Raw genomic sequence first — 22,537 nt, forward strand, 5'->3', positions numbered from 1 at the left:
TTACTCCAGCTTGTCGTAGTAATCCCGGCCCTCCCAGGGACGAAGGGCCATGCCGCAGTCCGCCCTGTCCGGGTCCAGGATGATGACCACGCCGCTGGCCTCGTCCCAGTAGGCGGTCTTCTGCTGGAAGATCTTGGTGGGGGTTCCCCGGTCGTTCACGATCTTTGTGAGGTGCCGCTCAAACTCGGCCTTGTCCCGGAAAACCCCATACAGATCCCCTGTCCTCGTGAACACGTGCTTGGACCAGGATTCCCCCCGGGCGATCTTCAGGACACTGGCGTTCACGTCATAAAGCATTCCGCCCCGGTTGGCCTCGTCGCATTCAAAGGCCCCGGCTCCGGGCACGAGAAGCAACAGCAGCCCCATCCCGGCAAACAATGCAAAAACAGTCTTTCCCATGGCATTCGCCTCCGATTTCATGAGGCCCGCCAAGCCTGCCCCGCCGACAATCCATACCCCCGCATACCCCTCCGTGGAATTTTCCGGCAGTGCCGAATTGTTGCCCCATGCGCTGCGCGGTTGCACAAATCCCCTGAAAGAGCTAGCTATCGGGAAGGTTTTTTACGAATTACATATTAGGATCCCATGCAAGAAGAAACAAAACAGACAGAAGAGCAGCAGGAAGCGTTTCCTGAAGTCACGCTCAAAACCCTGCCCGAAGGCCTGCAGGAAGCCTGCAGACGAGTCGGGTGGCACAGCCTGACCCCGGTCCAGAAAAAGGCCATCCCCTATCTGCTTGAAGGCCGTGACATCATGGTCCAGGCCCGCACCGGAAGCGGCAAGACCGGCGCATTCGTGCTGCCCCTGCTGGAAAAGCTCAACCCCACCCTGCTCCAGTGCCAGGCCCTGGTGCTGGTGCCCACCCGCGAACTGGCCCGCCAGGTGGCCGAGGAGGCCCGCAGGCTTTCCGGCGACTCGGGCATCAACGTGGTGGAGGTCTACGGCGGTGTGGGCTACAAGGGCCAGCTCGACGCCTTCCAGCGGGGCGCGCAGCTCGTGGTCGGGACGCCCGGCCGCATCCTGGACCACCTGCTCAGGCGCACCCTGACCCTGGACCACCTGGACGTGCTCATTTTCGACGAGGCGGACCGCATGCTCTCCGTGGGCTTCTACCCGGACATGCGCCAGATCCAGACCTACCTGCCCAAGAAGGCGTACTCCGCGTTCATGTTCTCGGCCACCTACCCGGCAATCGTGCTGCGGCTGGCCGACGAATTCCTGAACAAGCCCGAGATGCTCAGCCTTTCCGGCGACCAGGTGCACGTGGCCGACATCGAGCACATCATGTGCAAGGTGCCGCCCATGGGCAAGGAACGCATCCTCATGCGGCTCATCGAGCTGGAGAACCCGTCCTCGGCCATCATCTTTTCCAACACCAAGCGCGACGTGCACTACATTGCCGAGGTGCTCAAGAACTTCGGGTACGAAGCCGAGGCCATCTCCTCGGACCTGACCCAGAAGAAGCGCGAACGCGTCCTGGAACGCATCCGCAACCGTCACCTGCGCTTCCTGGTGGCCACGGACGTGGCCGCGCGCGGCATCGACATCCCGGACCTCTCCCACGTGTTCCTGTACGAGCCGCCGGACGATCCGGAATCCTACATCCACCGCGCGGGCCGCACGGGCCGGGCCGGCGCCTCGGGCACGGTCATCACCTTTGCGGATATCGGGCAGATCTCCGAGATGAAGCGCATTGCCTACCGTTACAAAATCCAGCTCATCGAGCAGGAAGAACCCAAGGACGAAGAAGTGACCAAAGTCATCGAAGAACGCATCACGGCACTGCTGGACGCCAAGCGCCGCGGCCTGGACGGCCTGCAGGGCGAACGCATCGCCCGGCTGCTGGATATGGCCAAGAACCTGGCCGAGGACGAGGACGGATTGGTGCAGATCGCCATGCTCCTGGACGAGGTCTACCAGGACTCCATGCGCCTTGCCCCGTCCAAGCCCGAGCCGCTGGACGACGAGGCTGACGAGGAAAGGCCCTCCAAGCCCAGGAAAAAGCGCACCAGGAAGCCCAAGAGCGACAAGCCCCGCGAGGAAAAATCACGGGACGAAAGATCTCGGGACGAAAGACCCCGGGAAGAAAAGCCGAGGGGTGAGAAGCCGAAAAAGGAATCCCCCAGAGAGGAAGCGCCCCGGGCCGAGGCTTCCGACGAAGACGGAGAAGCCAAGAAGCGCCGCCGCAGAAGGCCGCGCCGCAGAAGGCCGAAGAGCGAATAGTTTACAAGCCGAATACAAACCGGCCCGGGGATATTCCCCGGGCCGGTTTTTTTGTTCATTGTGTGCGCTGACGCGCAGACTCCATGAGACTCAAAATGGCCGCTCTGGGGTTTCGCCCCCTCGGGCGACCTTCTTTTTTTGCTGGCGCAGAAAAAAAGAAGGCAAAAAACTGCGCTTGCGCTCGTCCAGCCCGCGGACGCCCTCTGCAAGAGCTGCAAAATCGCCCTCCGGGAAATTCAGATTCGCTTCGCTCAATTGAATTTCCATTCCTCCAGACGATTTAAGCATCTCTATGCTTCGGCCTATTGAGCGGGATTCGAGATTACACAATATTCGGGGGTTCCCGCCCAGTACATGCCGCCTATGAATTGCCAACCTAAAAGTATGCCGATCGTTCACATATCGCGACGGACAAAAGGTCAACATATCAGGCAGATGGCCGACACACGGCAAAAGCGGGGTGGGAGAGGAGGATAGGTCGCAGGAAAGGAGGAGAGGGAGGGGCTGCAAGCCCATCCCTTTCCGTCCTTTCCTCAAATGGTTCTCGAAACAGGTAATGCGAATGGACTCTCTTGATCGCCCGGAGGGCGTACGAAAAAAGCCGCCCTCAGGACAAAACCTGAAGACGACTTTTGCTGTATTTCAGATAAAATCTGCGCGTCAGCGCACCCTACACATCCCCTCTATTCCTTCTCCTTCGTGAAATACAAATTCACCAGCGCCAGCAGCGACGTCCCCACAATGAGCAGCAGCGAAACCGCGTTGATCACCGGGGTGCTGCCGTCGCGCACCTGCAGATACAGGTTGATGGGCAGGGTCGGTTCCGAGCCCACCAGGAACAGCGTGGTGTTGAAGTTCTCGAAGCTCATGAGAAAGGCCACGGCCGCCGAACCGATGATGGCCGGACGCAGGAACTTGAGGGTGATGAACCAGATGACCTCCAGCCGGTTGGCCCCGAGGTTGAGCGCCGCCTCTTCCAGCGAGCGGTCGAACTTGCGCAGCCGGGCCGAAACCACCAGGCAGACAAAGGTGGTGATGAACGAAAACTGCCCCAGCACCACCAGCCAGAAGCTGGGCCGCAGGATGTCCAGGTCCAGGCCGAAATGGTCCTCCATGAACATGCCTGCGGTGTTGGCCCCCAACAGGATGGAGATGCCCAGGATGACCCCGGGGATGACCAGGGGCGCGAGCATGAGAAAATAGAGCCCGTTCTTGAACGGGAATTCCTCCTGCTCAAACAGGAAGGCCGCGCAGGTGCCCACCACCACGCAGAGGATGGAGACGAAGAACGCGGTCTGGAAACTAGTCCAGATGGAACGCAGGTTGCCCTCGTCAAAGAAGATGCCCACCCGGTCCGGGCCGGGCGAGGTGAACCAGTCCAGGGAAAAGCCGTACCACGGCAGGGACGGGAAGTCCGAATTGTTGAAGGCCAGCACGCAGGTGACCAGCAGGGGCGCGAACAGGAACGCGAAATAGAGCAGGATGAAGCAGTGGAAGCCCCAGGTATACCCCTTGGAGCTGGGCAGGGAACGGATCATGAGGCCACCTCCCCGAGGTTCTGGCGCGAGAGCTTGAGCCCGACCCAAATGATCAGCGAGCTGAGCAGAAGCAGCAGGAACCCGAAGGCCGAGCCCTGGTTCCAGTTGAAGCTGGCGATGAACTGGTTGTAGATCTGCTCCGTGAACCAGAGCGAATTCTTGCCGCCCATGAGGTTGGGAGTCAGGTAGTTGCCGAGCGCCAGCATGAAGACCACGATGCAGCCCGAGGTGATGCCCGGCTTGCAGTGCGGGATGATGATATCCTTCCAGATGACCAGCTTGCTCGCGCCCAGGTCGTAGGCCGCCTCGATGAGCGAATCGTCCAGGCTTTCCATGACCGAGATGAGCGGCACGACCATGAACAGCATGGAGGTGTAGACCAGTCCCATGATCATGGTGGCGTCGTTGTAGAGCATCTCGATGGGCTTGTGGATGACGCCCAGCTTGAGCATGAAGAAGTTGAGCACCCCGGACTCGCGCAGCAGGATCATCCAGCCGTAGATGCGCACCAGCTCGCTGACCCAGAACGGCAGGAGCAACAGGAGCGACAGGGTGCCCTGCAGCTTGTGCCGCGCGATCTTGGCGATGTAGAAGGCCACGGGCAGGCCGATGACCAGGGTCAGGCCCGTGGTGATGATGGAATAGAGCGCCGTGCGCACGAAGGTGAGCCAATAGATGGGCTCGGTGAAAAAGTTCTTGTAATTCTGCAGGGTCCAGACCGATTCCGAAAAGCCGTTCTCGGTTCGAAAACTCATGATGAGCAGATCCATGTGCGGCAGCACGATGAGCAGCAGGAGCCAGCATAGCACCGGGGCCAGGAAGAGCCAGAAGATCAGGCGCGATCCCTTCATGACCGGTCCTCCCCGAAACAGATGCCCATTTCCGGGTGCCAGCCCACGGTGATCTCGTCCCCGGGGACGATGTGGTCGAACTTGCGGTTCTGGGGCAGGGTCACCAGCAGTTCGTTGCCGCTGGGCGTCATGGTGAGCAGCCGGCTGTTGGCCCCGTCAAAGAGGATGGCCTTGACCGTTACCTGGAAGGCGTTCTGCCCCTCCACCTCGCGCGGGTTGATGCGCATGGCCTCGGGCCGCAGATAGAGGTTGGCGCGCCCGCCGAGCCGGAGATCGCCCTTGGCCCGGCACTTGAACAGGAACCCGTCGTCGGTCCTGATGACCGCCTCGTTTCCGTCGCGCTCGGCCACCTCCCCGGCCCAGGCGTTGTTCTCGCCCACGAACCGGGCCACGAACGGGGTCTCGGGCTCGTTGTAAAGTTCCTGCGGGGTGCCCACCTGCTCGTACCGCCCCTCGTTCATGACCGCCACCCGGTCGGACATGACCAGGGCCTCGGACTGGTCGTGGGTGATGTAGATGAAGGTGGTGCCCACCGTGGCCTGGAGCTTCTTGAGCTCGACCTTCATCTGCTCGCGCAGCTTGAGGTCCAGGGCCCCCAGGGGCTCGTCCAGCAGCAACACGGAAGGCTCCAGCACCAGGCAGCGGGCGATCGCCACGCGCTGCTTCTGGCCGCCGGAAAGCTGGTTGATGCGCTTCTGCCCGTAGCCGGGCAGGCCCACCCGCTCCAGCATGGCCTCGGTGCGCTTGGCGATCTCGGCTCCGGCCACCTTGCGGCGCTTGAGACCGAAGGCGATGTTCTCGGCCACGGTCATCATGGGAAAGAGCGCCAGGTGCTGGAACACCAGATTCACGGGCCGCATGTTCGGGGCCACGCCCAGCATGTCCCGGCCTCGGATCTCGATGCTCCCGCTCGTGGGTTCCTCGAACCCCGCCACCATGCGCAGCATGGTGGTCTTGCCGCAGCCGGACGGGCCGAGGATGGAAAAGAACGAGCCCGTGGGCACGTCGAAGGAGACGTTGTCCACGGCAATGAATTCGCCGAATTTCTTGGTCAGATTGCGTACGGAAAGATCGTTGTCCATGGTTCTGCCTGGTTGGAGGTGCACAAAGGGGCGACAGACGCCGCCCCTTTCCATTTCACAGCATGTCGGCCGTCGAAAACGGCGCTAGTTGGAGGCCTTAACCCTGTCGAGGGTCCTGCCTTCCATGGACTCCAGCTTGGTCGGGACCGGCGGATACCACTTGATGTTGTCGATGACGGCCTGCGGGAAGGAACGCTCGAAGTTGGCGGCCACCTCGGGGTCAACATACTTGTTGGCGCCCTGGGAGGCGGTGGGGGCCTTTTCCTGGGAGGTGAAGTAGCCGGCGTTCTCGGGCTTCATGATGAAGTTGATCCACTTGTAGGCGGCGTCCAGGTTTTCGGCCTTGGCCGGAATGGCGAAGGTGTCGATCCAGCCCAGGGCCCCTTCCTTGGGAGCCACGAAGTCGATGGCGGGATTTTCGGTATGCAGTTTCCAGCCGCCGTTGTCCCAGGCCATGGCCACGAAGACCTCGCCGGAACGCATGGATTCCAGGAGGGCGTCGCCGTTGGCCCAGTAATTCTTGACCACGGGCTTGGCCTTGATCAGCTCGGACTCGATCTTGTCCAGCATGGCCTGGTAGGCGGCGGGGTCCTTGTACAGGGCAAAGGGGTCATAACCGAGGGCGAAACCCATGGCGATGAGGGTCGGCCGCTTGACGCGGTAGCTGACGCGGCCCTTGTACTTCGTGTCCAGCAGGGCCTTGTAGCTGTCCACACCCGGAGCCTTCGCGCTGTTGACGATGAGCCCGGAGGTGCCCCAGCAGAACGGAACCGCATGGGACTTGCCGGCCACCAGAGTGTTCTTTTTCACGGCCTCCAACATGGAGGGGATGAACAGCTTGGAGTCGATCTTGGAGTAATCCATGGGCTGGTAGATCTTGAATTTTTCCTGCACCGAGGAAATACGGTCCTGGCTGGGCTGGGCCAGGTCGAAGCCTGCGCCTCGGGTGGCGCGCAGCTTGGCAATCATCTCTTCGTTGTTGGAATAGGTGGCTTCCACCTTGATGCCGGTTTCCTTTTCAAACTTGTCCATGAGCGCCTTGGGCGCATAGCCCTTCCAGGTCAGCAGCTTGAGGGTTTCGCCAGCCTGGGCCGTGCCCGCCACAGCGAACAGCATCAGGGCCGCGAGTACGATTGCCTTTTTCATAAGTCCATATCTCCCTTGGTTAATGTATTGAAATACACATGGTTACAGCCGAGCGAATGTACTGGAAAAAAGACGACTGTAACAATAGCCCGGCTGCAACGATTTGGCAACAATCCCTCAAAATCCATTTCAAACCCGTAACAGAACGGCAGTGCCGCAGGACCAAAACGGGAGACACTGCAACGAATAATAATATCCTCGCCTTCCCCATTCCATCTACTTGTATCGATAAGTAGATTTCCCCATAGCGCGGCATGTCCAGGGACCACAATGAAAGCAAAGCGACACGGCACCATCTTCATCCCGCTGTACATCAACATCATGACCATCTTCTTTCTCCTGATCATCGGGGCGACGGGGACGGTCATCGCCTACAACTACCACATGAACTCGAAAACCGCGCTCCTGGCGGCGGACCAGCTGCTTTCCCAGGTGGCCGACTCGGTCATGGAGCGGACAGAGGCGGTCTTCCAGCCCGCCTTCATGACCGTGGACACCTATTCCTGGTCCATGGACGTGGAGGAAAAGGCGACCCTGCTCACCCACCCCCTGGCCCCCATGTTTTTCCGGACCCTGAACCAGAACCCCAACTTCACCTCCCTGTACATGGGCTTTGCCGACGGCGACTACTTTCTGGTCTCCAGCCTCAAGGGCCGCGACAGCGCGCGGCAGGCCATGGACGCGCCCGCGGAAAGCATGTGGTACACCCTGGCCATCCATCACCGGGCAGACGGAAGCCGCTACGCGCTCCGAAAATTCCTCAATGCCGACTACGCCCTCATCGATTCCCGGCTGGAGAACGATACCGGCTACGACCCGCGAAAACGCCCCTGGTACACCGGGGCCGTCAGGACGGAAAAACCCGTTCTGAGCGACATCTACATCTACTCCTTTTCCAAAGAGCCGGGCATTTCGGTTTCCCAACGCTTTGACGGCGACGTGGAGGGCGTCTTCGCCCTGGACATCTCGCTTTCCAACATCTCGAAATTCCTGGCCCGGCAGCGCATCAGCCCGGAGAGCAGGATCATGATCTTCGGCGCGGACGGCCAGCTTTTCGCCCACCCCGAGGCGGGCAGAATGGTCAAGGTGAGCAAGGAGGGCGAAACGCAGACCATGGACCTGGCCGACATCGAAGACCTGGACGACCCGATCCTCGACCGCGTCTATTCGGCGTTCGCAGAAGCGGGCAAGACCTCCTTTCCCCGAAAGATGGTGAAGGTCCAGGGGGTGAAGTATCTCGTACACGTGGCGGACATGCCCCGGGAATACGGCAAGATCTCCTACCTGGGACTGGCCGTGCCCATGGCCGAATTCACCGGCCCCATTGCCCGCGCCGGAAAACAGAGCATCCAGCTCTCCCTCCTGGTGCTGGCGGCGTTTTCCCCGCTGGTGGCCTGGGCGTCCCGCCGCATCACCAAGCCGCTCAACCAGATCATGGACGAAGTGGCCCACATCCGGCAATTCCACCTGGAAAACCCGGTGCGCATCGGCACGCGCATCACGGAAATCCACAAGCTGGGCCGGGCCATGGAGACCATGCGGGTGGCCCTCAAGTCCTTTGGCCGCTACATCCCCAACGCCCTGGTGAAGAACATCATCACCAAAAACCTGAAGCCGGAACTGGGCGGCGACCGGCAGGAACTGACCCTGTTCTTCAGCGACATCGCGGACTTCACCACCCTGTCCGAATCCCTTTCGCCGGAAGAGCTGACCGGAAGCGTCACCGAGTACTTCGACAGGGTGGGCTCGGTCATCCTCGCTGCGGGCGGCACCATCGACAAATACATCGGCGACGCGGTCATGTCCTTCTGGAACGCCCCGCAGTCCCAGCCCGACCACGCCGCGCAGGCCTGCCTGGCCGCGCTCATGTGCCGCGAGGCGGTCCACGCCTTCAACGACCAGCGGCAAAGGCAGGGATTACCGGTGATGAACACGCGGTTCGGCCTGCACACCGGGGACGCGGTGGTGGGCAACATCGGCTCCTCGGACCGCATGAACTACACGGCCATGGGCGCTTCCGTGAACCTGGCCTCGCGCATCGAGGGGCTGAACAAGCACTACGGCACCGAGATCCTGGCCAGCCAGGACACCGTGAAACGGGCGGGAGGCGCATTCCTGTTCCGCCCGGTGGGGCGGGCCGTGCCCAAGGGCGCGACCAGGAGCATCGGCGTCTTTGAGCTGGTGGGAACGACCCCGGAGGCCGGGGAAAACGCCGAAAGATTTCTCGTGGACGGCTCCGCCGCCGCTTTCCTGAAGCAGTGGAAAAAGGCCTATGACCTGTATCTCTCCAGGCAATTCGACGAGGCGGCCGCATTGTTCGAGCGCCTGGCCGGGGAAAGGCCTCGGGAACAGCTGGCCGCCATGTACCTGGAATCGGCGCGGGCCTTTGCCGCAGAGCCCCCGCCCCGGGACTGGCAGGGCGTCAAGGTCTTCAAAACCAAGTAGGTGATCCATGCGCGCGATGCTCCGAATCCTCTTGCTGGCTGTGCTCTATGCCGCGCTCCACACGGCCCCGGCCCGGGCCGTGGCCATCGAATTCTGGACCACGGAGATGGCCCCGGAACGGCAGGCCGTGATCCGCTACCTCGCGCAGGCATTCATGGCCCAGAACCCGGATATACAGGTGAACATCACCGGGGTGGAGGAAAACACCATCCAGTTCCTGGGAAGCGCCCTGGACGAGGGCGTCGGGCCGGACATCGTCAGCGCCCGGTCGGACATCGTGGTGGCCATTGCCGAGCAGGGGCGGGTCGCCAAAAAATGCACCGGGGAGATGATCCGGGCCATCGGGGAAAAACGCTTCTTCACCGGGGCGCTGGCCACCATGCGCAACAAGGACGGCACCTACAACGGCATCCCCTTCAGCGGCTGGGTCCAGGGCATCTGGTACCGGGCCGACTGGTTCAAGGAGGCCGGGCTGGACCCGCCGGACACGCCGGAACGGATTCTCAAGGCCGCGCAAACCCTGTGCGACAGCGACAAGGGAAGATTCGGCATTCTGGTCGGGACGCGGGAGGACGCCTACGCGGAACAGGTCTTCACCCACCTTGCGCTGGCCATGGGGGTTCGCGAATTCGACCCTGACGGCAAGGTCGTCTTTGCCGGAAAAAACGCGGTCAGGGCATTAACCCTGTACAAGGAACTGGCCCGGTATTCCCCGCCGGGGCAGCAGTACTGGAGGGCCCGCGACTACTACATGCAGGGCAGACTGGCCATGATGTTCTACTCGACCTTCATCATGGACGACCTGGCCCTGCCCACGGCGGCGGCCGATTCCCTGACCGGAAACAACTTCCCGGACCTCGACGGCGCGCCCTTTGATCCGCACCTGCTGCGCAACACGGGCATGGTTTCCGTGATCACCGGCACGCGGCCCGCCAGCTACGGGGTCATCCACGCCCTGGGAATACCCGTCTGCGACGACCCGGAACGCAAGCGGGCCATCATGCGCTTCATCTCCTTCCTGTTCCGGACCGACGCCTACATCACCTGGCTGCACATGGCGCCGGGCGGCATGCTTCCGGTGCTCCGGGACATCGCCGGGGCGGACGACTTCTACAGGGACGCCCAGGGGGTCTTCAAGCGGTACACGCGCACCAAGATCGAAAACATCATCTCGGGTCTGGGGAACATAGAAAGCTTCAGCTTCGAGGAAGGGCGGCTGATTCCCAAAGCGGCGCAGGCCTCGGCCGAGGCCATCATCCCGGAAATGATCCTCCGCACGCTCCGCGAGGGAATCCCCCCGAGGAGTCCGTGCAATGGGCTGCGGGAAGGATGCGCGAACTGTTCTGAGATCACGGCTCCAGGACAAGGCTTTCGTCCCTGAGCCCGACGAACCGCTCCAGCTTTTCCCGGAGCGCCTCCAGGTCCACGGGCTTGGCAATGTAATCGTTCATGCCCGCCGCCAGGAACCGCTCGCGGTCGCCGGGCATGGCGTGGGCGGTCATGGCGATGATGGGCACGGAGGCATGGACGCCGTCCGCCCCGCGGATGCGCCGGGCCGTCTCCACCCCGTCCAGCACCGGCATCTGCACGTCCATGAGCACGCAATCGAAACTGCCTTCGGCGACCATGTCCAGGGCCTTGGAGCCGTTGTCCACGCAATGCACGTTCCTGTACCCCAGGCGTTCGAGCATGCGTTCCACGGTGAGCCGGTTGACCCGTTCGTCCTCCACCAGCAGGATGCGCGCGTCCGTCCGCGCGACGCCCGTTTTCCGGCCCGAGGGCTTCCGTTCCGCGGCCTTGCCCCGCCCCGCTTGAGGCGCAGCCCGAAAACGACCTCGGTGCCCTCGCCTTCGCTGGAACTGATGGACAAGTGCCCGCCCATGACCCCCACCAGCTTCCTGACGATGCTCAGGCCCAGACCCGCCCCGCCGTATTTCCGGGCATAGGATCCGTCCACCTGGGTAAAGCTCTCCAGAACGTATTCGAGCTTGTCGTCCGGAATGCCGATGCCGGTGTCGGTGACGAGGAACAGGAGGTCTAGCCAGTCCCGGCCCTGCCGCGGGGAAAAGACCTCCAGCCGCACGCTCCCGGTTTCCGTGTACTTGATGCTGTTGGCCACCAGGTTGTAGAGCACCTGCCGGATGCGGGTGGCGTCGCCCACCAGCACCTCGCGCATGTCCACAAACACCTCGAAGTCCAGCTCCAGGCCCTTGGCCCGGGCGTCCCGCGCCAGGGAGCTCATCACGGGGCGAACCACGGAACGCAGCTCGAAATCGCTCTCCACCACCTGGATCTTGCCCGCCTCGATGGCCGAGAGGTCGAGCACGTCGGAAAGGATGTGCAGAAGTCCCTTGCCCGAGAACATGGCCGTGTCGATGAATTCGCGCTGTTCCTCGTCCAGCTCCGTGGTGGAAACCAGCTGCAGCATGCCCAGCAGGCCGTTGAGCGGCGTGCGGATCTCGTGACTCATGGTGGCCAGGAACTCGCTCTTGGCCCGGTTGGCGGATTCGGCTTGGCGCTTGGCCGCCTCCAATTCGCGTTCGCCCTGCATGCGTTCTGTGATGTCCTCGAAGGCCACGGCAAGCCGCCCGCCCGGCAGGGCAAAGGCCCGGACCTTGTAGGCGCCGCTGATCCTGCCGTCCTGGTAGTGCAGTTCCTCGGTGACGTAATCCCCGCCCGAACGCAGGGGCCGCAGGAACTGTTCGGAAATGCCCCGCCCGGCCGCGTTGGGCCAGATCTCGTTGAACTCCAGCCCCCGGAAATCGGCCAGGGAAATGCCGGTCAGCCGCTCGGCCTCGGGATTGGCGTGCTCCAGGTACAGCCTGTCCGGGGCCTCGTACTGGTAGATGAACAGCCCGGCGGGAATGTTGTGCACGATATCCTTGGACGTGGCGGCCAGGGTTTCATGGCGTTTGCGTTCGATGGCCACGGCAACCTGCTCGGCGCAGGCGGCCATGAGCTTGACGTCGAACGCGGAATACGCACCGGCCCGGCCGTAATGCTGGATGGCCATGCAGCCGATGGGCCTGCCGTGAACGCGCAGCGGCACCCCGAGCCAGGTTTCGGGCATAACGCCCGCGATCTGGAGGGAGCCCTCCACGACGCGGCGTTCCATTTCCCCCCGGTCCAGCAGGACCGGCCCGTTTTCCCGGATGGGCAGCAGGGAAAGCCGGGCGTTCCCCAGGTCGGAAATACGCTGCACCGTGGAATAATCCTCCACGGTGTCGTCATGGCAGTAGATGAATTCCAGGGAATCGCGCTGCTCGTTGATGAGCGCCACGTACATGTTCCGGGCCTCCACCTCGGTCTCCAGCAGCACATGCACCGCTTCCAGCAGGGATTCGAGATCATCCACCCGATTGGAAATATTGAGAATTTCAAACAACAGATCCTGAATGCGACGGCTGTTTTCCAGCTTGGCGGTGCGCTTGCGGACCAGGTCCTCCAGCTCGCCCTGGACCTTGCGCCGCACGCCCTCCACCGCTTTCCAGCCGGAAATGTCCCGGCAGATGGAAAGCACCGTGGGAATGCCGTTGTGTTCGAAGCAGCGCGCGCTGATCTCCACGGGAATGCTCCGCCCGTCCCGGGTCACGTGCTCGGCCTCGAACAGAGCCGTATCCCCGGCAAAAAACCGCGAGCGCACCGGCGGCCTTCTGGCCCCTGTCGAGGGCGAGTCGATATCGGCCACGGACATGGTCAGCAATTCCTCGCGGGTGTAGCCGAGCCGCTTGCAGGCCGCCTCGTTGACGTCGATGAACGTCCCCCGGCTGCCGTCCGGCAGAATGGGAAACAGGAACACCGCGTCTTCCACGCCGTCGAACAGCTGATGGAAACGCCCCTCGTTCTGGGCGAGCGCATGCTCCAGCTCCCCGATGCGCTCCCTGGCGCGCCCGAGTTCCTGTTCCAACTCCGCTATTCTTCGTTCCCTTTCGCCCATGCGACCGTCCCGCCCGATACAGTGAACATTCTCACCCTACCAAGGTGCAGGAAAAGACGCATTCTTCAATTAGAATCATCAATATAAACGACAAAGAAACAAAAAACCCCGGACAGGCCGGGGTTTCCAAGATGCGGATGGCTGTTGCGCGGCTAGAACTTGGTTCCCAAATACTCCACGGACATGATCTCGTATTCGATCCTTCCGCGCGGGGAATCCACGGCGATGTCATCTCCCTCTTCCTTGCCCAGCAGGGCCTGGCCCACCGGGGAAAGCACGGAAATGCTGCCGTTCCTGGAGTAGTCGGCCTCATCCGGGCCGAGCAGCGTGTACTTCTTGGTATCGCCGGTATCCATGTCCTCGAGAACCACGGTGGCGCCGAAGCCGATGATTTCGTCCGGCTCCAGGTTGTCCAGGTCCACCACATTGAAATAGGGCATGCGGGACTGAAGCAGGTTGATGCGGCCTTCCAGAAAGCCCTGACGCTCGCGGGCGGCGTGGTAACCGGCATTTTCCTTGAGGTCGCCTTCCTCGCGGGCCTCGGCAATGGCCTTGATGACCAGGGGCCGTTCCTTCTTGAGCTCTTCCAGCTCGGCTTTGATCATATCAAAGCCCTGTGTTGAAATGGGAATCCTTTCCATGACTGATCATTCCTCGAAAAAATGACAAAATTTATGCCGCGCTGTGACGAAAAAACAGCGCCACCACGCGACAGCAAGTAGCTTGGGTAAAATATTTGCCCCGCTCCGGTCAAGGGGCATAGCTTGATGACATAGTATAAATCGGAATCCAGGGAAGGCAAGCCCGTTTTTCCGAAAGGGTCCGGCAAAGGCGACCGACCGCCCTCAATACGCCATAAAATCTATATATCCTGGACGATCACACGCGGATCACGGATGCACCCCGCAGAGCAGGAAACCGAGAATGGGGCGGCACTTTTCCTCGCAGGCGGGATAGAACTCCCCGTGCCGCTTGCTGCCCGAACGATTTTCCCGGCCCCAGTAGAACTCGGCCAGTCCCAGAGGGGTCAGCCGGTTGCGCACCGCATGATGCAGCAGCTTGGGCGCGCAGCAGTCGCCCGTGCCCGTGGGAATGCCGTTCCCCAGAAAGACCTCGGCCAGGGCACGGCTTTCCCCGGCAAAGTTGCGCAGCCGGTACAGGCCGAAGAGCTCACCCATAAGCTTGCGGGACATGATCCTGCGTTGGCGCTTGAGGACCTGCCTTGCGCGCGCACCGGCCTCCAGCGCCTCCATGCGACGGCCCATGGCCTTGACGGCCCGCTCGCCCGGGGCGTTGACCCGTTCGAACTCGGCCACGTCCACCACCGGCCCCACCCAGCCGTCCACGAGCCAGGAGCCGTTGTACTGGCCGGAAAAAGCCTTGGCCGCGCCCAGGTTTCCCTGCCCGTCCCGGTAGACCATGACCCCGAACATGTGCCCGCGCGCCTCGGAAAAGAGCACGTCCGTGGAAAAGCGCGGATCGGCCTCGCTGTCCGGCGCGTGCAGGTCGATGCGCCGTTTTTCCTCCAGCAGGGCCATGAGCTCCCGGCAGGCCTGGCGGGCAGGCCCCTGGGAAAGGGAATGCTCGGTGTTGCACCGGACGCAGAAGCCCGAGCAGGAAACCATGTCATGGGAAGCGCGCATGGGGTTCCCTGTGCCCCAGGATCGGCCCGTTGTCCAGCAGAGTCTGGCCCTTGCCTCGCCCAAAGCGGTGCAGTACAACCGCCCCATGTTCATCAGCCACACCGTCACCTTCGTCAAGGCGCTCATGTCCCACGCCGTCCGGCCCGGCGATATCGCCGTGGACGCCACCGTGGGAAACGGCCACGATACCCTGTTCCTTTCCGGGCAGGTGGGGGAGCAGGGCCATGTCTTCGGCTTCGACATCCAGCAGGAGGCCCTGGACAGCGCCCGGTGCAGGCTTGAGGAAGGCGGCGCGCGCAACAACGTGACCCTCATGCACGAGGGCCACGAACGCATGGCCGAGCTGCTCCCCGGGGAATTCCGCGGCCGGGTGGCGGGCGTCATGTTCAACCTGGGCTATCTGCCGGGCGGCGACGGCCAGATCATCACCCGGGCCGAAACCACCCGCACGGCCATTGATGCGGCCCTGTCGGTCATGAAAAAGGGCGGAATCCTCTCCCTGGTGCTCTACACGGGCCACCCCGGGGGCGAGGAAGAGGCGCAGGCCGTGGAGGCCCACTGCGCCGGGCTGGACATGGACACGGCCCGGGTCATGCGCTGCGCCATGCACAACCACCCCACGGCCCAGACGCGCATCCTGCTCCTGGAGCGCCGCTAGAAAGTAAACAAGCCCGCCATCAATTGAACAGGTATTCCAGCCCGTCCATGAACGCCTTGGGCCACATGGAAAAGTGATTGTCCCTGTCGTATGTCCTGAGTTCGAACCGGAAGCGGTCATACCGCCGCTGTTCCAGGGCGGCGCAGAAACGCTCCACCTCCTCGCGGTACGGCGGCGTGGGCTCCTGCCCGGAAACCGCGAAAAAGGCCTCGGCGGCCAGGCCCGCGTTTCCCAGCCCGTATTCCTCCTCGCGCCGGAACATGGCCCCGGAATCCCAGCCCACAAAGGGCGAGGCCAGCAAATACTTGCCGAACACGGGCTCGGGCCGGAGCATGGCATGCAGGGCCAGCACCCCGCCCAGGGAATGGGTGGCCAGCACGCCCGGGGAACCATCCACCCGGAAGCGGGATTCCAGCTCCGGCTTCAGCTCTTCCCGGATCATGGCCAGGAACGCATCGGCCCGGCCGCTCTCCGGGATGGAAAACTGAGGGTTGTCGTAATTGAAGGACGCATCCTCGGTGGGCGTGAAGTCGCGCACCCGGGTGAACAGCCAGGGAAGCGTGCCCCGGTCGTAGCCGATGCCCACCACGATCATCTCCGGGATGCCCTTGCCCATGCCGAAATTGCCGCCCAGGTTGACATAGGCCAGCACGGACGCGGCCAGCCCGAAGCTGTGGTCGCCGTCCAGCACGTAGAGCACCGGATAGCGGGCCTCGGTCATGGAATAGGTGGCGGGAAGGGCCACGCGGATGGAGAAATCATCCGCCACACGCCTGGAGCGCAGGGTGAAAGCCTGTTCGTGCGGGGGAAGAGCGGTGTGTTGCTGCGCGGACATGGAGCCTCCTTTTGAAGATGGATATCACCCTGTCTACATCCGCGCGGCCCTTTGTTCAACCATGCGCGCAATCCCCTACCAGACGCGCAACATTCCCCCAAAAATAATACCGATTTATCTCCCATGCCCTACAATGAGGGCAAAGGGGGACGCATGGAACAGGACATCCGGGAACTGGTGCAGCACCACCTGCCCACCTTTCCGCTCCGCCGGATTCGCCGGCTGGTCACCGACACCACGGACTTCACCTCCATCACCTACGGCGACGTGATCCGCCTGGGCGAGAGGCACTACATGGTGTTGCGTGACGAGGCCGAGCGCCGCTTCGGGCTCGAGGACTTCAAGTTCTGGGTCAAGCGCTGCAAGTGCCTGGAAACCGGGGCGTCCGCCATCCTCAAGCTGGTCTTTCACGAGGAGTTCACCCAGCAGATCGGCTCCATGAGCATCCGCAGCTTCCGCAGCCAGAACAAGGAGGCGCGCATTCTCAACCTGGTCCGGGGCGACATCCGCTTCATGCAGGGCATCGCGGAGCGGGACGAGGCCGGAAACCTGATCCGCATCCTGGACGTGATCCGGGGCAAGCGATTCGACGTGGTTGTGGACGAGCTCCCCGGCGACCACCGCCAGTACTTCGACACCCAGCTGGTCCCCATGCTGGAGAAGTTCATCACCGGGGCCGAGGCCATCGACTTCCTGCACCGCAACTATGAACAGCACGGCGACGTGCGGCGCGACCACCTCTGGCAGGAGGCCGGCACCGGGCAGATGCGCTGGATCGATTTCGACTACGCCTACGAGACCCGGGCCAACCCCTTTGCCCTGGACCTCTTCGGCCTGGGCAACAGCCTGCTCTTCACCGTGGGCAAGCAGATATACACCCCGCAGGCGATCACGCACATGGAAGGCGGCCAGAACGTCAAGCGCTCGGACTTCTCGCCGGTCATACGCAACCGGCTGGTAAACCTGCGCCGCCTGTTCCCCTATATTCCCATGGAACTGAACAACGTGCTCATGCATTTTTCCCAGGGTGCGGAAGTCTACTACGATTCCGTGGAGGAATTCCTGACCGACCTTCGCCCCTGCCTGAAACTCCTGCCGCAACCGCAGGCCGAAAGGAGGCAATCATGAATTTCAAGAAGATTCTGCTGGCCGTGGATTCGAGCGAAAACGCCCTGCGCGCCGTGGAGTACACGGGCAACATCGTGGGCGGCAACCCGGGCTTCGAGGTGCAGCTCCTGTGCATCGAGCGGCTCCCCCACCGGGACCTCTACGCCGACGACGACAAGTGGGAGATGGGCTGCGAGGAAATGCGCGCCAACCTGCAGGACTTCCTCGGCCGGGCCAGGGACAGGCTGGCCGAACTGGGCGTGGACCCCAAGGCCATCACCGAGAACTACGTCACCAGCTGCCACTCCCCGTTCACGGACAGCACTTCCAAGTGCAGCCTGGGCACCAGCGTCGCCCTGGAGATCCTGGACACCCTCAAGGCCGGAGGCTTCGGCACCGTGGTCATCGGCAGGCGCGGGCTGTCCAAGGCCGAGGAATTCCTGTTCGGCTCGGTCTCCAACAAGATCGTGCATTCGGCCAAGGACTGCACGGTCTGGGTGGTTGCCTGACCATTGATCCCCAACGGCCCGGCTTCGCGTTCGCGCCCGGCCGGGCCGCATCCCCCGTAAAACCCCGCGCATATCGTCAACAGGTTATTATTACACTTTTCCTATTGCCAATATGGAAAAACTCTCCTTTCATGCGATTATGGCTCATTCCCCAACAGTTTATATAGCATAATCCATTAAAGGAGATTCGGTTATGAAACTGTCAACAAAACTCTCCCTGGGATTCGGGGGTGTTCTGGCGCTGCTGGTGGTTCTTGCGGGGCTTTCCTTCTGGGCGCTGGACTACGCAGGCGACGGCTTCAGCCGGTACCGCAAGCTGGCCCTGGACACCAACCTCGGCGGCAGGCTCCAGGCCAACATGCTCATGGTGCGCATGAACGTGAAGGACTTCATCCTCACGGGCAGCGACAAGGACCTCAAGCAGTTCGACGAGTATTTCCAACAGACGCGCGGGTTCATGGATACGGCCCAGAAGCAGATCAACAACCCCGAGCGGGCGGCCATGGTCGACAGGGCTGACAGCGAGATGACCGAGTACGGAAAGTATTTCGACCAGGTCAAGGAGTTCCGCGCGCAGCGCGACCACCTGGTCAACGACGTGCTCAACGTGCAGGGCCCGCAGATGGAGCGCAACCTGACCACCATCCTGACCACGGCCGAGCGGGACAACGACATGACCGCAGCCTTCCGCAGCGGGCTTGCCATGCGCAACCTGCTCCTGGCCCGGCTCTACGTGGTCAAGTTCCTGGAGGACAATTCCCAGGCCTCGGTGGACCGCGTCCACAAGGAAATGGCCACCCTGGATTCGGAATTCGCCACCCTGGAACAAAGCCTGCGAAACCCAGAACGCCGCAGGCTGCTCTCAGAGCTCATGGATATCCGGAACAGCTATGGGAAGGCCTTTGACCAGCTGACCGGAGTCATCTTCGCCCGCAACCAGGTCATCTCCGAGCACCTGGACAAGCTCGGCCCGATGATCGCCAAGGACGTGGAAAACGTGAAGCTCTCGGTCATGGGCGAACAGGACAGGCTCGGCCCGCAGGTGCAGGCGGCCAACGCCATGACCATGAGCGCCATGGGCATCCTGGGCATCGTGGCCATCGTGCTCGGCGCGGGCACGGCATGGCTGCTCATCCGCACCACCAACCGCCAGCTGGGCAAGGACCCCGCCGAGATCGCGGACATCGCCCAGTCCATTGCGGACGGCTCCCTCGATATTTCCTTTGCCGAGAACGCCCACGGCGTCTACGCCCACATGCGCTCCATGGCGGAGCAGCTCACCCGTGTGGTCTGCGAGGTGCGGGACGGCTCCACGGCCGTGGCCTCGGGCAGCACCGAACTTTCGGCCTCGGCCCAGACCATGTCCTCAGGGGCCACGGAACAGGCCGCATCCATCCAGGAAGTCTCTTCCTCGGTGGAACAGATGGCCTCCAACATCCAGCAGAACACCCAGAACGCCAAGGCCACCGAAGAGATCGCCCAGTCCGCGGCCGAGGACGCCAACCAGAGTGGCCAGGCCGTGATCAAGGCGGTGGGGGCCATGAAACACATCGCGGAAAAGATATCCATCATCGAGGAGATCGCGCGGCAGACCAACCTGCTGGCCCTGAACGCGGCCATCGAGGCGGCCCGGGCCGGGGAACACGGCAAGGGATTTGCCGTGGTGGCGGCCGAGGTGCGCAAGCTGGCCGAACGGAGCGGCGAGGCGGCCGGGGAGATCAGCGAACTCTCCAGCACCACGGTGGAATCCGCGGAACGCGCGGGCAGCATGCTGGAAAAGCTGGTGCCCAACATCGAAAAGACCGCCCAGCTGGTGCGCGAGATATCTTCGGCCAGCTCCGAACAGAGCAGCGGCGCGGAACAGATCAACCGGGCCATCAGCCAGCTCGACGCCGTGATCCAGCAGAACGCTGCCGCCGCCGAGGAAATGGCCTCCACCAGCGAGACCCTTGCCAGCCAGAGCCAGATGCTGGAGCAGACCATGTCCTTCTTCAAGATGGACGGCAACGGGCACATGCGCCCGCAGCTCCATGCCCGGCCCACGGTGCGGCCCGCGCCCATGGCCATCGAGACGGCCAGCGCCCAGGAGACGGCGCCCCAGGGCGTTGAATTCAAGATGGTCGACGACATTCCGGACGAGGAGCTGGAACGCTTCTAGCCGGGACAGCGCGCAAAAAAACGGGGCAGGCCGCATGGCCCGCCCCGTTTTCCTTTTCCATGAATCGCAGCCCTAGACGGCGGCTTCGGAATACTCCTCGGCGGAGATTTCCGTGACGGCCTCGTCCATGCCCCGCAGCAGGATGCCGTACTGCTCGCGGCGGGCGGCCAGTTCGCGGCGCGCCAGTTCGCGGGCCGCATCGGAATAGAAGAATCCCGGCTTGTCGATCTGGGCCTCGATCTTGTCGTGCAGGAATCCGGGGTCGAACTCGAAGCGCTCGATGTCCGCCCGGAAACCGATCTCGGAAAAACGCCAGAGTTTGTCGGCGTCGCGCACCAGGCCCTCGTCCAGGGAAATGAAATGGTCGCGGGTGTCGTGCTCGGAAATGATCTCCAGGATCTCGCTGGTCCACTTGGCGTCATAGCGCAGGTCCTCCAGGATGGCGTGGGCGATCTTGACGCCCTCGTCCTGGTGCCTGTAGCGCACGGCCAGCTCGTCTTCCGGGGTGGTGCCGGGCTGGAAGATGACGAAGCGTTCCTCGCGGCTCAGCTTGCTCCAGCCCGTGTCGTGCATGATGATTGCCGGCAGCACCACTTCCGGGGTGCCGGGCGCCAGCTGCAGCAGCTCCTGCGCGTAGGTGTAGGTCACGTATGCGTGTCCCGCGTCGTCCCGTTTATCCTGGTAAGGCAGCGCAGCTTCCCAAATGCGGTCGTATGTATCGGTCATAACAGGCCCGTCTTTAGGTAAAAGGTTTCCCCTTCTCTCAGGGTGAAGATGGTCGCTGCCCCGAGAAGTACTCACACCAATTTGTCTTTGTTGAATGCCGCGTCCGGCCCGTGAACGCGAACAGCAGACCGAACCCCCTTAGACCCGCGGCCAGCCTGTGTCAATCGCCCGTTTGGGGGTTTCCGCAAACGTTGTCGAAGACTTCTTGAAATCGTTGGAAATAAATTTTGTTCCCGAAGTAAATTAAACCGGACCGACAACTCCGCCGCGTGAATTGTTCCCAAGCGGGGCTCCGGCTTCATTATGCCGGGACGAACCAGACGGCCTTTTTCGGCGGCCGTCGGAAAAACAACCTCGCCCTCCCCTTTTTTTCGCTCCCCCGGGTTGGCAAAAAAACGCGACTTCGTTATTACCGCATAAGGTATATACTCATAGCCATACCAAGGCGGCGAACGCCCCGCCCTCCACGACGAGGCAGCATGATCAAGCAAGGAGGTGCGCCATGATCATAGCCGACACCATCCAGGAACTCATGGAACATGCGGGAATTTCACTCAACGGCCACAGCCCGTGGGATATCCGGGTCCTTGACGAACGCTGGTACACGCGCATCTGGCGCGACAAGAACCTGGGCCTGGGCGAGTCCTACATGGACGGCTGGTGGAACTGCCTGAACATCGACGAAATGATCAACCGGCTGCTTCGCGGCGGCCTGGAGGAACAGGTGCGGGGCAGCATGCGCTACATGGCCCGGCTCCTGCCCGGCCTGCTCCTGAACATGCAGTCCCGGATGCGCAGCCGCATCATCGCCAGACGCCACTACGACCTGGGCAACGACCTGTTCTTCTCCTTCCTGGATACGCGCCGCCAGTACAGCTGCGGCTACTTCAAGGGCACGGACGACCTGGAGCAGGCCCAGGAAAACAAGCTGGAACTCATTGCCGAGAAACTGCAGCTGCGGCCCGGCGACACCCTGCTGGACATCGGCTGCGGCTGGGGCGGGCTGGCCCGGTACATGGCGGAAAAACGGGGCTGCCTGGTCACGGCCGTGAACATCTCACGCGAGCAGCTCCGCCATGCGCGGGAGGACTGCGCGGGCCTGCCGGTGAGCTTTCTCGACGGCGACTACCGGGCCATTGACGGGCGCTACGACAAGGTCGTTTCAGTAGGCATGTTCGAACACGTGGGCATGAAGAACTACCGCACCTTCATGAGCACCGTGCGCCGCGTCCTCCGGGACGACGGCGTCTTCCTCCTGCACACCATCGGCAGCAACAGGTCGCGGACCAGCTGCGACCCCTGGATCAACAAGTACATCTTCCCCAACGGCATGCTGCCCAGCTCTGCCCAGATCGCCGAGGCCGCGGAGGGGCTGTTCGTCATCGAGGACTGGCACAACCTGGGGCCGCACTACGACAGGACGCTCATGGCCTGGAACGACAACTTCCAGCGCAACTGGGCCGAACTGTCCCCCCGGTACGACGAACGCTTCAAGCGCATGTGGGAATACTACCTGCTCTCGTGCGCCGGGGCCTTCCGCGCCCGCGACATCCAACTCTGGCAGGTCGTCATGACCAAGCACGGCATGGGCCGCGAGCAGCCCCGCTGCCGGTTCTAGGACCGCCCGCACTCTTTCCGGGCCCTTCGGGGCCCTTTTATTATTTGGGGCACGCCCGGCA

19 protein-coding genes and 1 pseudogene are annotated in these 22,537 nt (G+C 62.5%); 8 read left to right on the plus strand and 12 right to left on the minus strand.

Going from position 1 to position 22,537, the window contains the following annotated elements; translation table 11 throughout:
• Window positions 1-399, minus strand: a complete 399-nt coding sequence (locus FGL65_RS17250) for a hypothetical protein (protein WP_147822482.1) — start codon at window positions 397-399, stop codon at window positions 1-3.
• Between the two features lie 186 nt (window positions 400-585).
• Here FGL65_RS17250 and FGL65_RS17255 point away from each other — a divergent pair, with 186 nt between their 5' ends.
• Window positions 586-2,223: a DEAD/DEAH box helicase gene (locus FGL65_RS17255; protein WP_147822483.1), complete on the plus strand. Its 1,638-nt coding sequence runs from the start codon at window positions 586-588 to the stop codon at window positions 2,221-2,223.
• A 90-nt stretch (window positions 2,224-2,313) separates the two neighbouring features.
• Here the strand turns inward: FGL65_RS17255 and FGL65_RS18330 are convergent, their stop codons facing one another.
• The 5 genes from FGL65_RS18330 to FGL65_RS17275 all read right to left on the minus strand — a co-directional run bounded on the left by FGL65_RS18330 (window position 2,314) and on the right by FGL65_RS17275 (window position 6,840).
• On the minus strand, window positions 2,314-2,490 hold the full coding sequence (locus tag FGL65_RS18330) for a hypothetical protein (RefSeq protein ID WP_187170438.1): 177 nt from the start codon (window positions 2,488-2,490) through the stop codon (window positions 2,314-2,316).
• A gap of 416 nt (window positions 2,491-2,906) precedes the next feature.
• Window positions 2,907-3,761, minus strand: coding sequence for an ABC transporter permease (locus FGL65_RS17260; RefSeq protein WP_147822484.1), 855 nt, complete (start codon window positions 3,759-3,761; stop codon window positions 2,907-2,909).
• A complete protein-coding gene (locus tag FGL65_RS17265; protein WP_147822485.1) occupies window positions 3,758-4,612 on the minus strand; it encodes an ABC transporter permease in 855 nt (284 codons plus the stop codon). Before FGL65_RS17265 ends, FGL65_RS17260 begins: the two co-directional genes overlap by 4 nt.
• The gene (locus tag FGL65_RS17270) at window positions 4,609-5,694 is read right to left on the minus strand and encodes an ABC transporter ATP-binding protein (RefSeq protein ID WP_147822486.1); all 1,086 of its coding nucleotides are present in this window, start codon (window positions 5,692-5,694) and stop codon (window positions 4,609-4,611) included. Before FGL65_RS17270 ends, FGL65_RS17265 begins: the two co-directional genes overlap by 4 nt.
• An 84-nt stretch (window positions 5,695-5,778) precedes the next feature.
• Window positions 5,779-6,840, minus strand: a complete 1,062-nt coding sequence (locus FGL65_RS17275) for an extracellular solute-binding protein (RefSeq protein ID WP_147822487.1) — start codon at window positions 6,838-6,840, stop codon at window positions 5,779-5,781.
• A gap of 270 nt (window positions 6,841-7,110) precedes the next feature.
• Here FGL65_RS17275 and FGL65_RS17280 point away from each other — a divergent pair, with 270 nt between their 5' ends.
• On the plus strand, window positions 7,111-9,285 hold the full coding sequence (locus tag FGL65_RS17280) for an adenylate/guanylate cyclase domain-containing protein (RefSeq protein ID WP_147822488.1): 2,175 nt from the start codon (window positions 7,111-7,113) through the stop codon (window positions 9,283-9,285).
• Between the two features lie 7 nt (window positions 9,286-9,292).
• Window positions 9,293-10,666 (plus strand): ABC transporter substrate-binding protein, encoded by a 1,374-nt coding sequence (locus FGL65_RS17285; protein WP_147822489.1) that lies wholly within the window; start codon window positions 9,293-9,295, stop codon window positions 10,664-10,666.
• Here FGL65_RS17285 and FGL65_RS18335 read toward each other — a convergent pair.
• The 4 genes and pseudogenes from FGL65_RS18335 to FGL65_RS17305 all read right to left on the minus strand — a co-directional run bounded on the left by FGL65_RS18335 (window position 10,635) and on the right by FGL65_RS17305 (window position 14,865).
• Window positions 10,635-10,976, minus strand: coding sequence for a response regulator (locus tag FGL65_RS18335; protein ID WP_250645532.1), 342 nt, complete (start codon window positions 10,974-10,976; stop codon window positions 10,635-10,637). The two genes, FGL65_RS17285 and FGL65_RS18335, sit on opposite strands and share 32 nt — an antisense overlap.
• Window positions 10,977-11,107: 131 nt before the next feature.
• A pseudogene (locus tag FGL65_RS17295) lies at window positions 11,108-13,222 on the minus strand (PAS domain-containing sensor histidine kinase); the annotation flags it as partial.
• Between the two features lie 152 nt (window positions 13,223-13,374).
• Window positions 13,375-13,863, minus strand: coding sequence for a transcription elongation factor GreA (gene greA / locus FGL65_RS17300; RefSeq protein ID WP_147822492.1), 489 nt, complete (start codon window positions 13,861-13,863; stop codon window positions 13,375-13,377).
• A 249-nt stretch (window positions 13,864-14,112) separates the two neighbouring features.
• On the minus strand, window positions 14,113-14,865 hold the full coding sequence (locus FGL65_RS17305) for a hypothetical protein (RefSeq protein ID WP_147822493.1): 753 nt from the start codon (window positions 14,863-14,865) through the stop codon (window positions 14,113-14,115).
• Between FGL65_RS17305 and mnmM the strand changes: the two genes are divergently transcribed.
• Entirely contained in the window at window positions 14,846-15,523 is a 678-nt protein-coding gene (mnmM, locus tag FGL65_RS17310; protein WP_250645533.1) for a tRNA 5-(aminomethyl)-2-thiouridylate-methyltransferase MnmM, read from the plus strand. The genes FGL65_RS17305 and mnmM overlap by 20 nt on opposite strands.
• 19 nt (window positions 15,524-15,542) lie before the next feature.
• Here the strand turns inward: mnmM and FGL65_RS17315 are convergent, their stop codons facing one another.
• The gene (locus tag FGL65_RS17315) at window positions 15,543-16,358 is read right to left on the minus strand and encodes an alpha/beta hydrolase (protein ID WP_147822494.1); all 816 of its coding nucleotides are present in this window, start codon (window positions 16,356-16,358) and stop codon (window positions 15,543-15,545) included.
• A 153-nt stretch (window positions 16,359-16,511) separates the two neighbouring features.
• On the opposite strand from FGL65_RS17315, the gene FGL65_RS17320 reads away from it, so the two are divergent.
• From FGL65_RS17320 to FGL65_RS17330, 3 genes are all read left to right on the plus strand, one after another.
• Window positions 16,512-17,486 carry a serine/threonine protein kinase gene (locus FGL65_RS17320; RefSeq protein WP_147822495.1) on the plus strand — a complete coding sequence of 325 codons (975 nt, stop codon included), beginning with the start codon at window positions 16,512-16,514 and terminating at the stop codon, window positions 17,484-17,486.
• Window positions 17,483-17,974, plus strand: a complete 492-nt coding sequence (locus FGL65_RS17325; protein ID WP_147822496.1) for a universal stress protein — start codon at window positions 17,483-17,485, stop codon at window positions 17,972-17,974. Before FGL65_RS17320 ends, FGL65_RS17325 begins: the two co-directional genes overlap by 4 nt.
• Window positions 17,975-18,167: 193 nt before the next feature.
• A complete protein-coding gene (locus FGL65_RS17330; protein WP_147822497.1) occupies window positions 18,168-20,132 on the plus strand; it encodes a methyl-accepting chemotaxis protein in 1,965 nt (654 codons plus the stop codon).
• Window positions 20,133-20,204: 72 nt separating this feature from the next.
• On the opposite strand, the gene FGL65_RS17335 is transcribed toward FGL65_RS17330, so the two are convergent.
• Window positions 20,205-20,858, minus strand: a complete 654-nt coding sequence (locus FGL65_RS17335; RefSeq protein ID WP_147822498.1) for an HD domain-containing protein — start codon at window positions 20,856-20,858, stop codon at window positions 20,205-20,207.
• 502 nt (window positions 20,859-21,360) lie between these two features.
• On the opposite strand from FGL65_RS17335, the gene cfa reads away from it, so the two are divergent.
• Entirely contained in the window at window positions 21,361-22,476 is a 1,116-nt protein-coding gene (cfa, locus tag FGL65_RS17340) for a cyclopropane fatty acyl phospholipid synthase (protein WP_187170439.1), read from the plus strand.
• The last annotated feature ends 61 nt before the right edge of the window (window positions 22,477-22,537 follow it).

The sequence above is a fragment of the Salidesulfovibrio onnuriiensis genome (genome assembly GCF_008001235.1).
GTDB lineage: Bacteria > Desulfobacterota > Desulfovibrionia > Desulfovibrionales > Desulfovibrionaceae > Pseudodesulfovibrio > Pseudodesulfovibrio onnuriiensis.

Bases quoted from the DNA above. Each gene is read 5' to 3' on its own strand.
- FGL65_RS17250 (WP_147822482.1), bottom strand. From the start codon at position 399: ATGGGAAAGACTGTTTTTGCATTGTTTGCCGGGATGGGGCTGCTGTTG.
- FGL65_RS17255 (WP_147822483.1), top strand. From the start codon at position 586: ATGCAAGAAGAAACAAAACAGACAGAAGAGCAGCAGGAAGCGTTTCCT.
- FGL65_RS18330 (WP_187170438.1), bottom strand. From the start codon at position 2,490: ATGGAAATTCAATTGAGCGAAGCGAATCTGAATTTCCCGGAGGGCGAT.
- FGL65_RS17260 (WP_147822484.1), bottom strand. From the start codon at position 3,761: ATGATCCGTTCCCTGCCCAGCTCCAAGGGGTATACCTGGGGCTTCCAC.
- FGL65_RS17265 (WP_147822485.1), bottom strand. From the start codon at position 4,612: ATGAAGGGATCGCGCCTGATCTTCTGGCTCTTCCTGGCCCCGGTGCTA.
- FGL65_RS17270 (WP_147822486.1), bottom strand. From the start codon at position 5,694: ATGGACAACGATCTTTCCGTACGCAATCTGACCAAGAAATTCGGCGAA.
- FGL65_RS17275 (WP_147822487.1), bottom strand. From the start codon at position 6,840: ATGAAAAAGGCAATCGTACTCGCGGCCCTGATGCTGTTCGCTGTGGCG.
- FGL65_RS17280 (WP_147822488.1), top strand. From the start codon at position 7,111: ATGAAAGCAAAGCGACACGGCACCATCTTCATCCCGCTGTACATCAAC.
- FGL65_RS17285 (WP_147822489.1), top strand. From the start codon at position 9,293: ATGCGCGCGATGCTCCGAATCCTCTTGCTGGCTGTGCTCTATGCCGCG.
- FGL65_RS18335 (WP_250645532.1), bottom strand. From the start codon at position 10,976: ATGCTCGAACGCCTGGGGTACAGGAACGTGCATTGCGTGGACAACGGC.
- greA (WP_147822492.1), bottom strand. From the start codon at position 13,863: ATGGAAAGGATTCCCATTTCAACACAGGGCTTTGATATGATCAAAGCC.
- mnmM (WP_250645533.1), top strand. From the start codon at position 14,846: ATGTCATGGGAAGCGCGCATGGGGTTCCCTGTGCCCCAGGATCGGCCC.
- FGL65_RS17305 (WP_147822493.1), bottom strand. From the start codon at position 14,865: ATGCGCGCTTCCCATGACATGGTTTCCTGCTCGGGCTTCTGCGTCCGG.
- FGL65_RS17315 (WP_147822494.1), bottom strand. From the start codon at position 16,358: ATGTCCGCGCAGCAACACACCGCTCTTCCCCCGCACGAACAGGCTTTC.
- FGL65_RS17320 (WP_147822495.1), top strand. From the start codon at position 16,512: ATGGAACAGGACATCCGGGAACTGGTGCAGCACCACCTGCCCACCTTT.
- FGL65_RS17325 (WP_147822496.1), top strand. From the start codon at position 17,483: ATGAATTTCAAGAAGATTCTGCTGGCCGTGGATTCGAGCGAAAACGCC.
- FGL65_RS17330 (WP_147822497.1), top strand. From the start codon at position 18,168: ATGAAACTGTCAACAAAACTCTCCCTGGGATTCGGGGGTGTTCTGGCG.
- FGL65_RS17335 (WP_147822498.1), bottom strand. From the start codon at position 20,858: ATGACCGATACATACGACCGCATTTGGGAAGCTGCGCTGCCTTACCAG.
- cfa (WP_187170439.1), top strand. From the start codon at position 21,361: ATGATCATAGCCGACACCATCCAGGAACTCATGGAACATGCGGGAATT.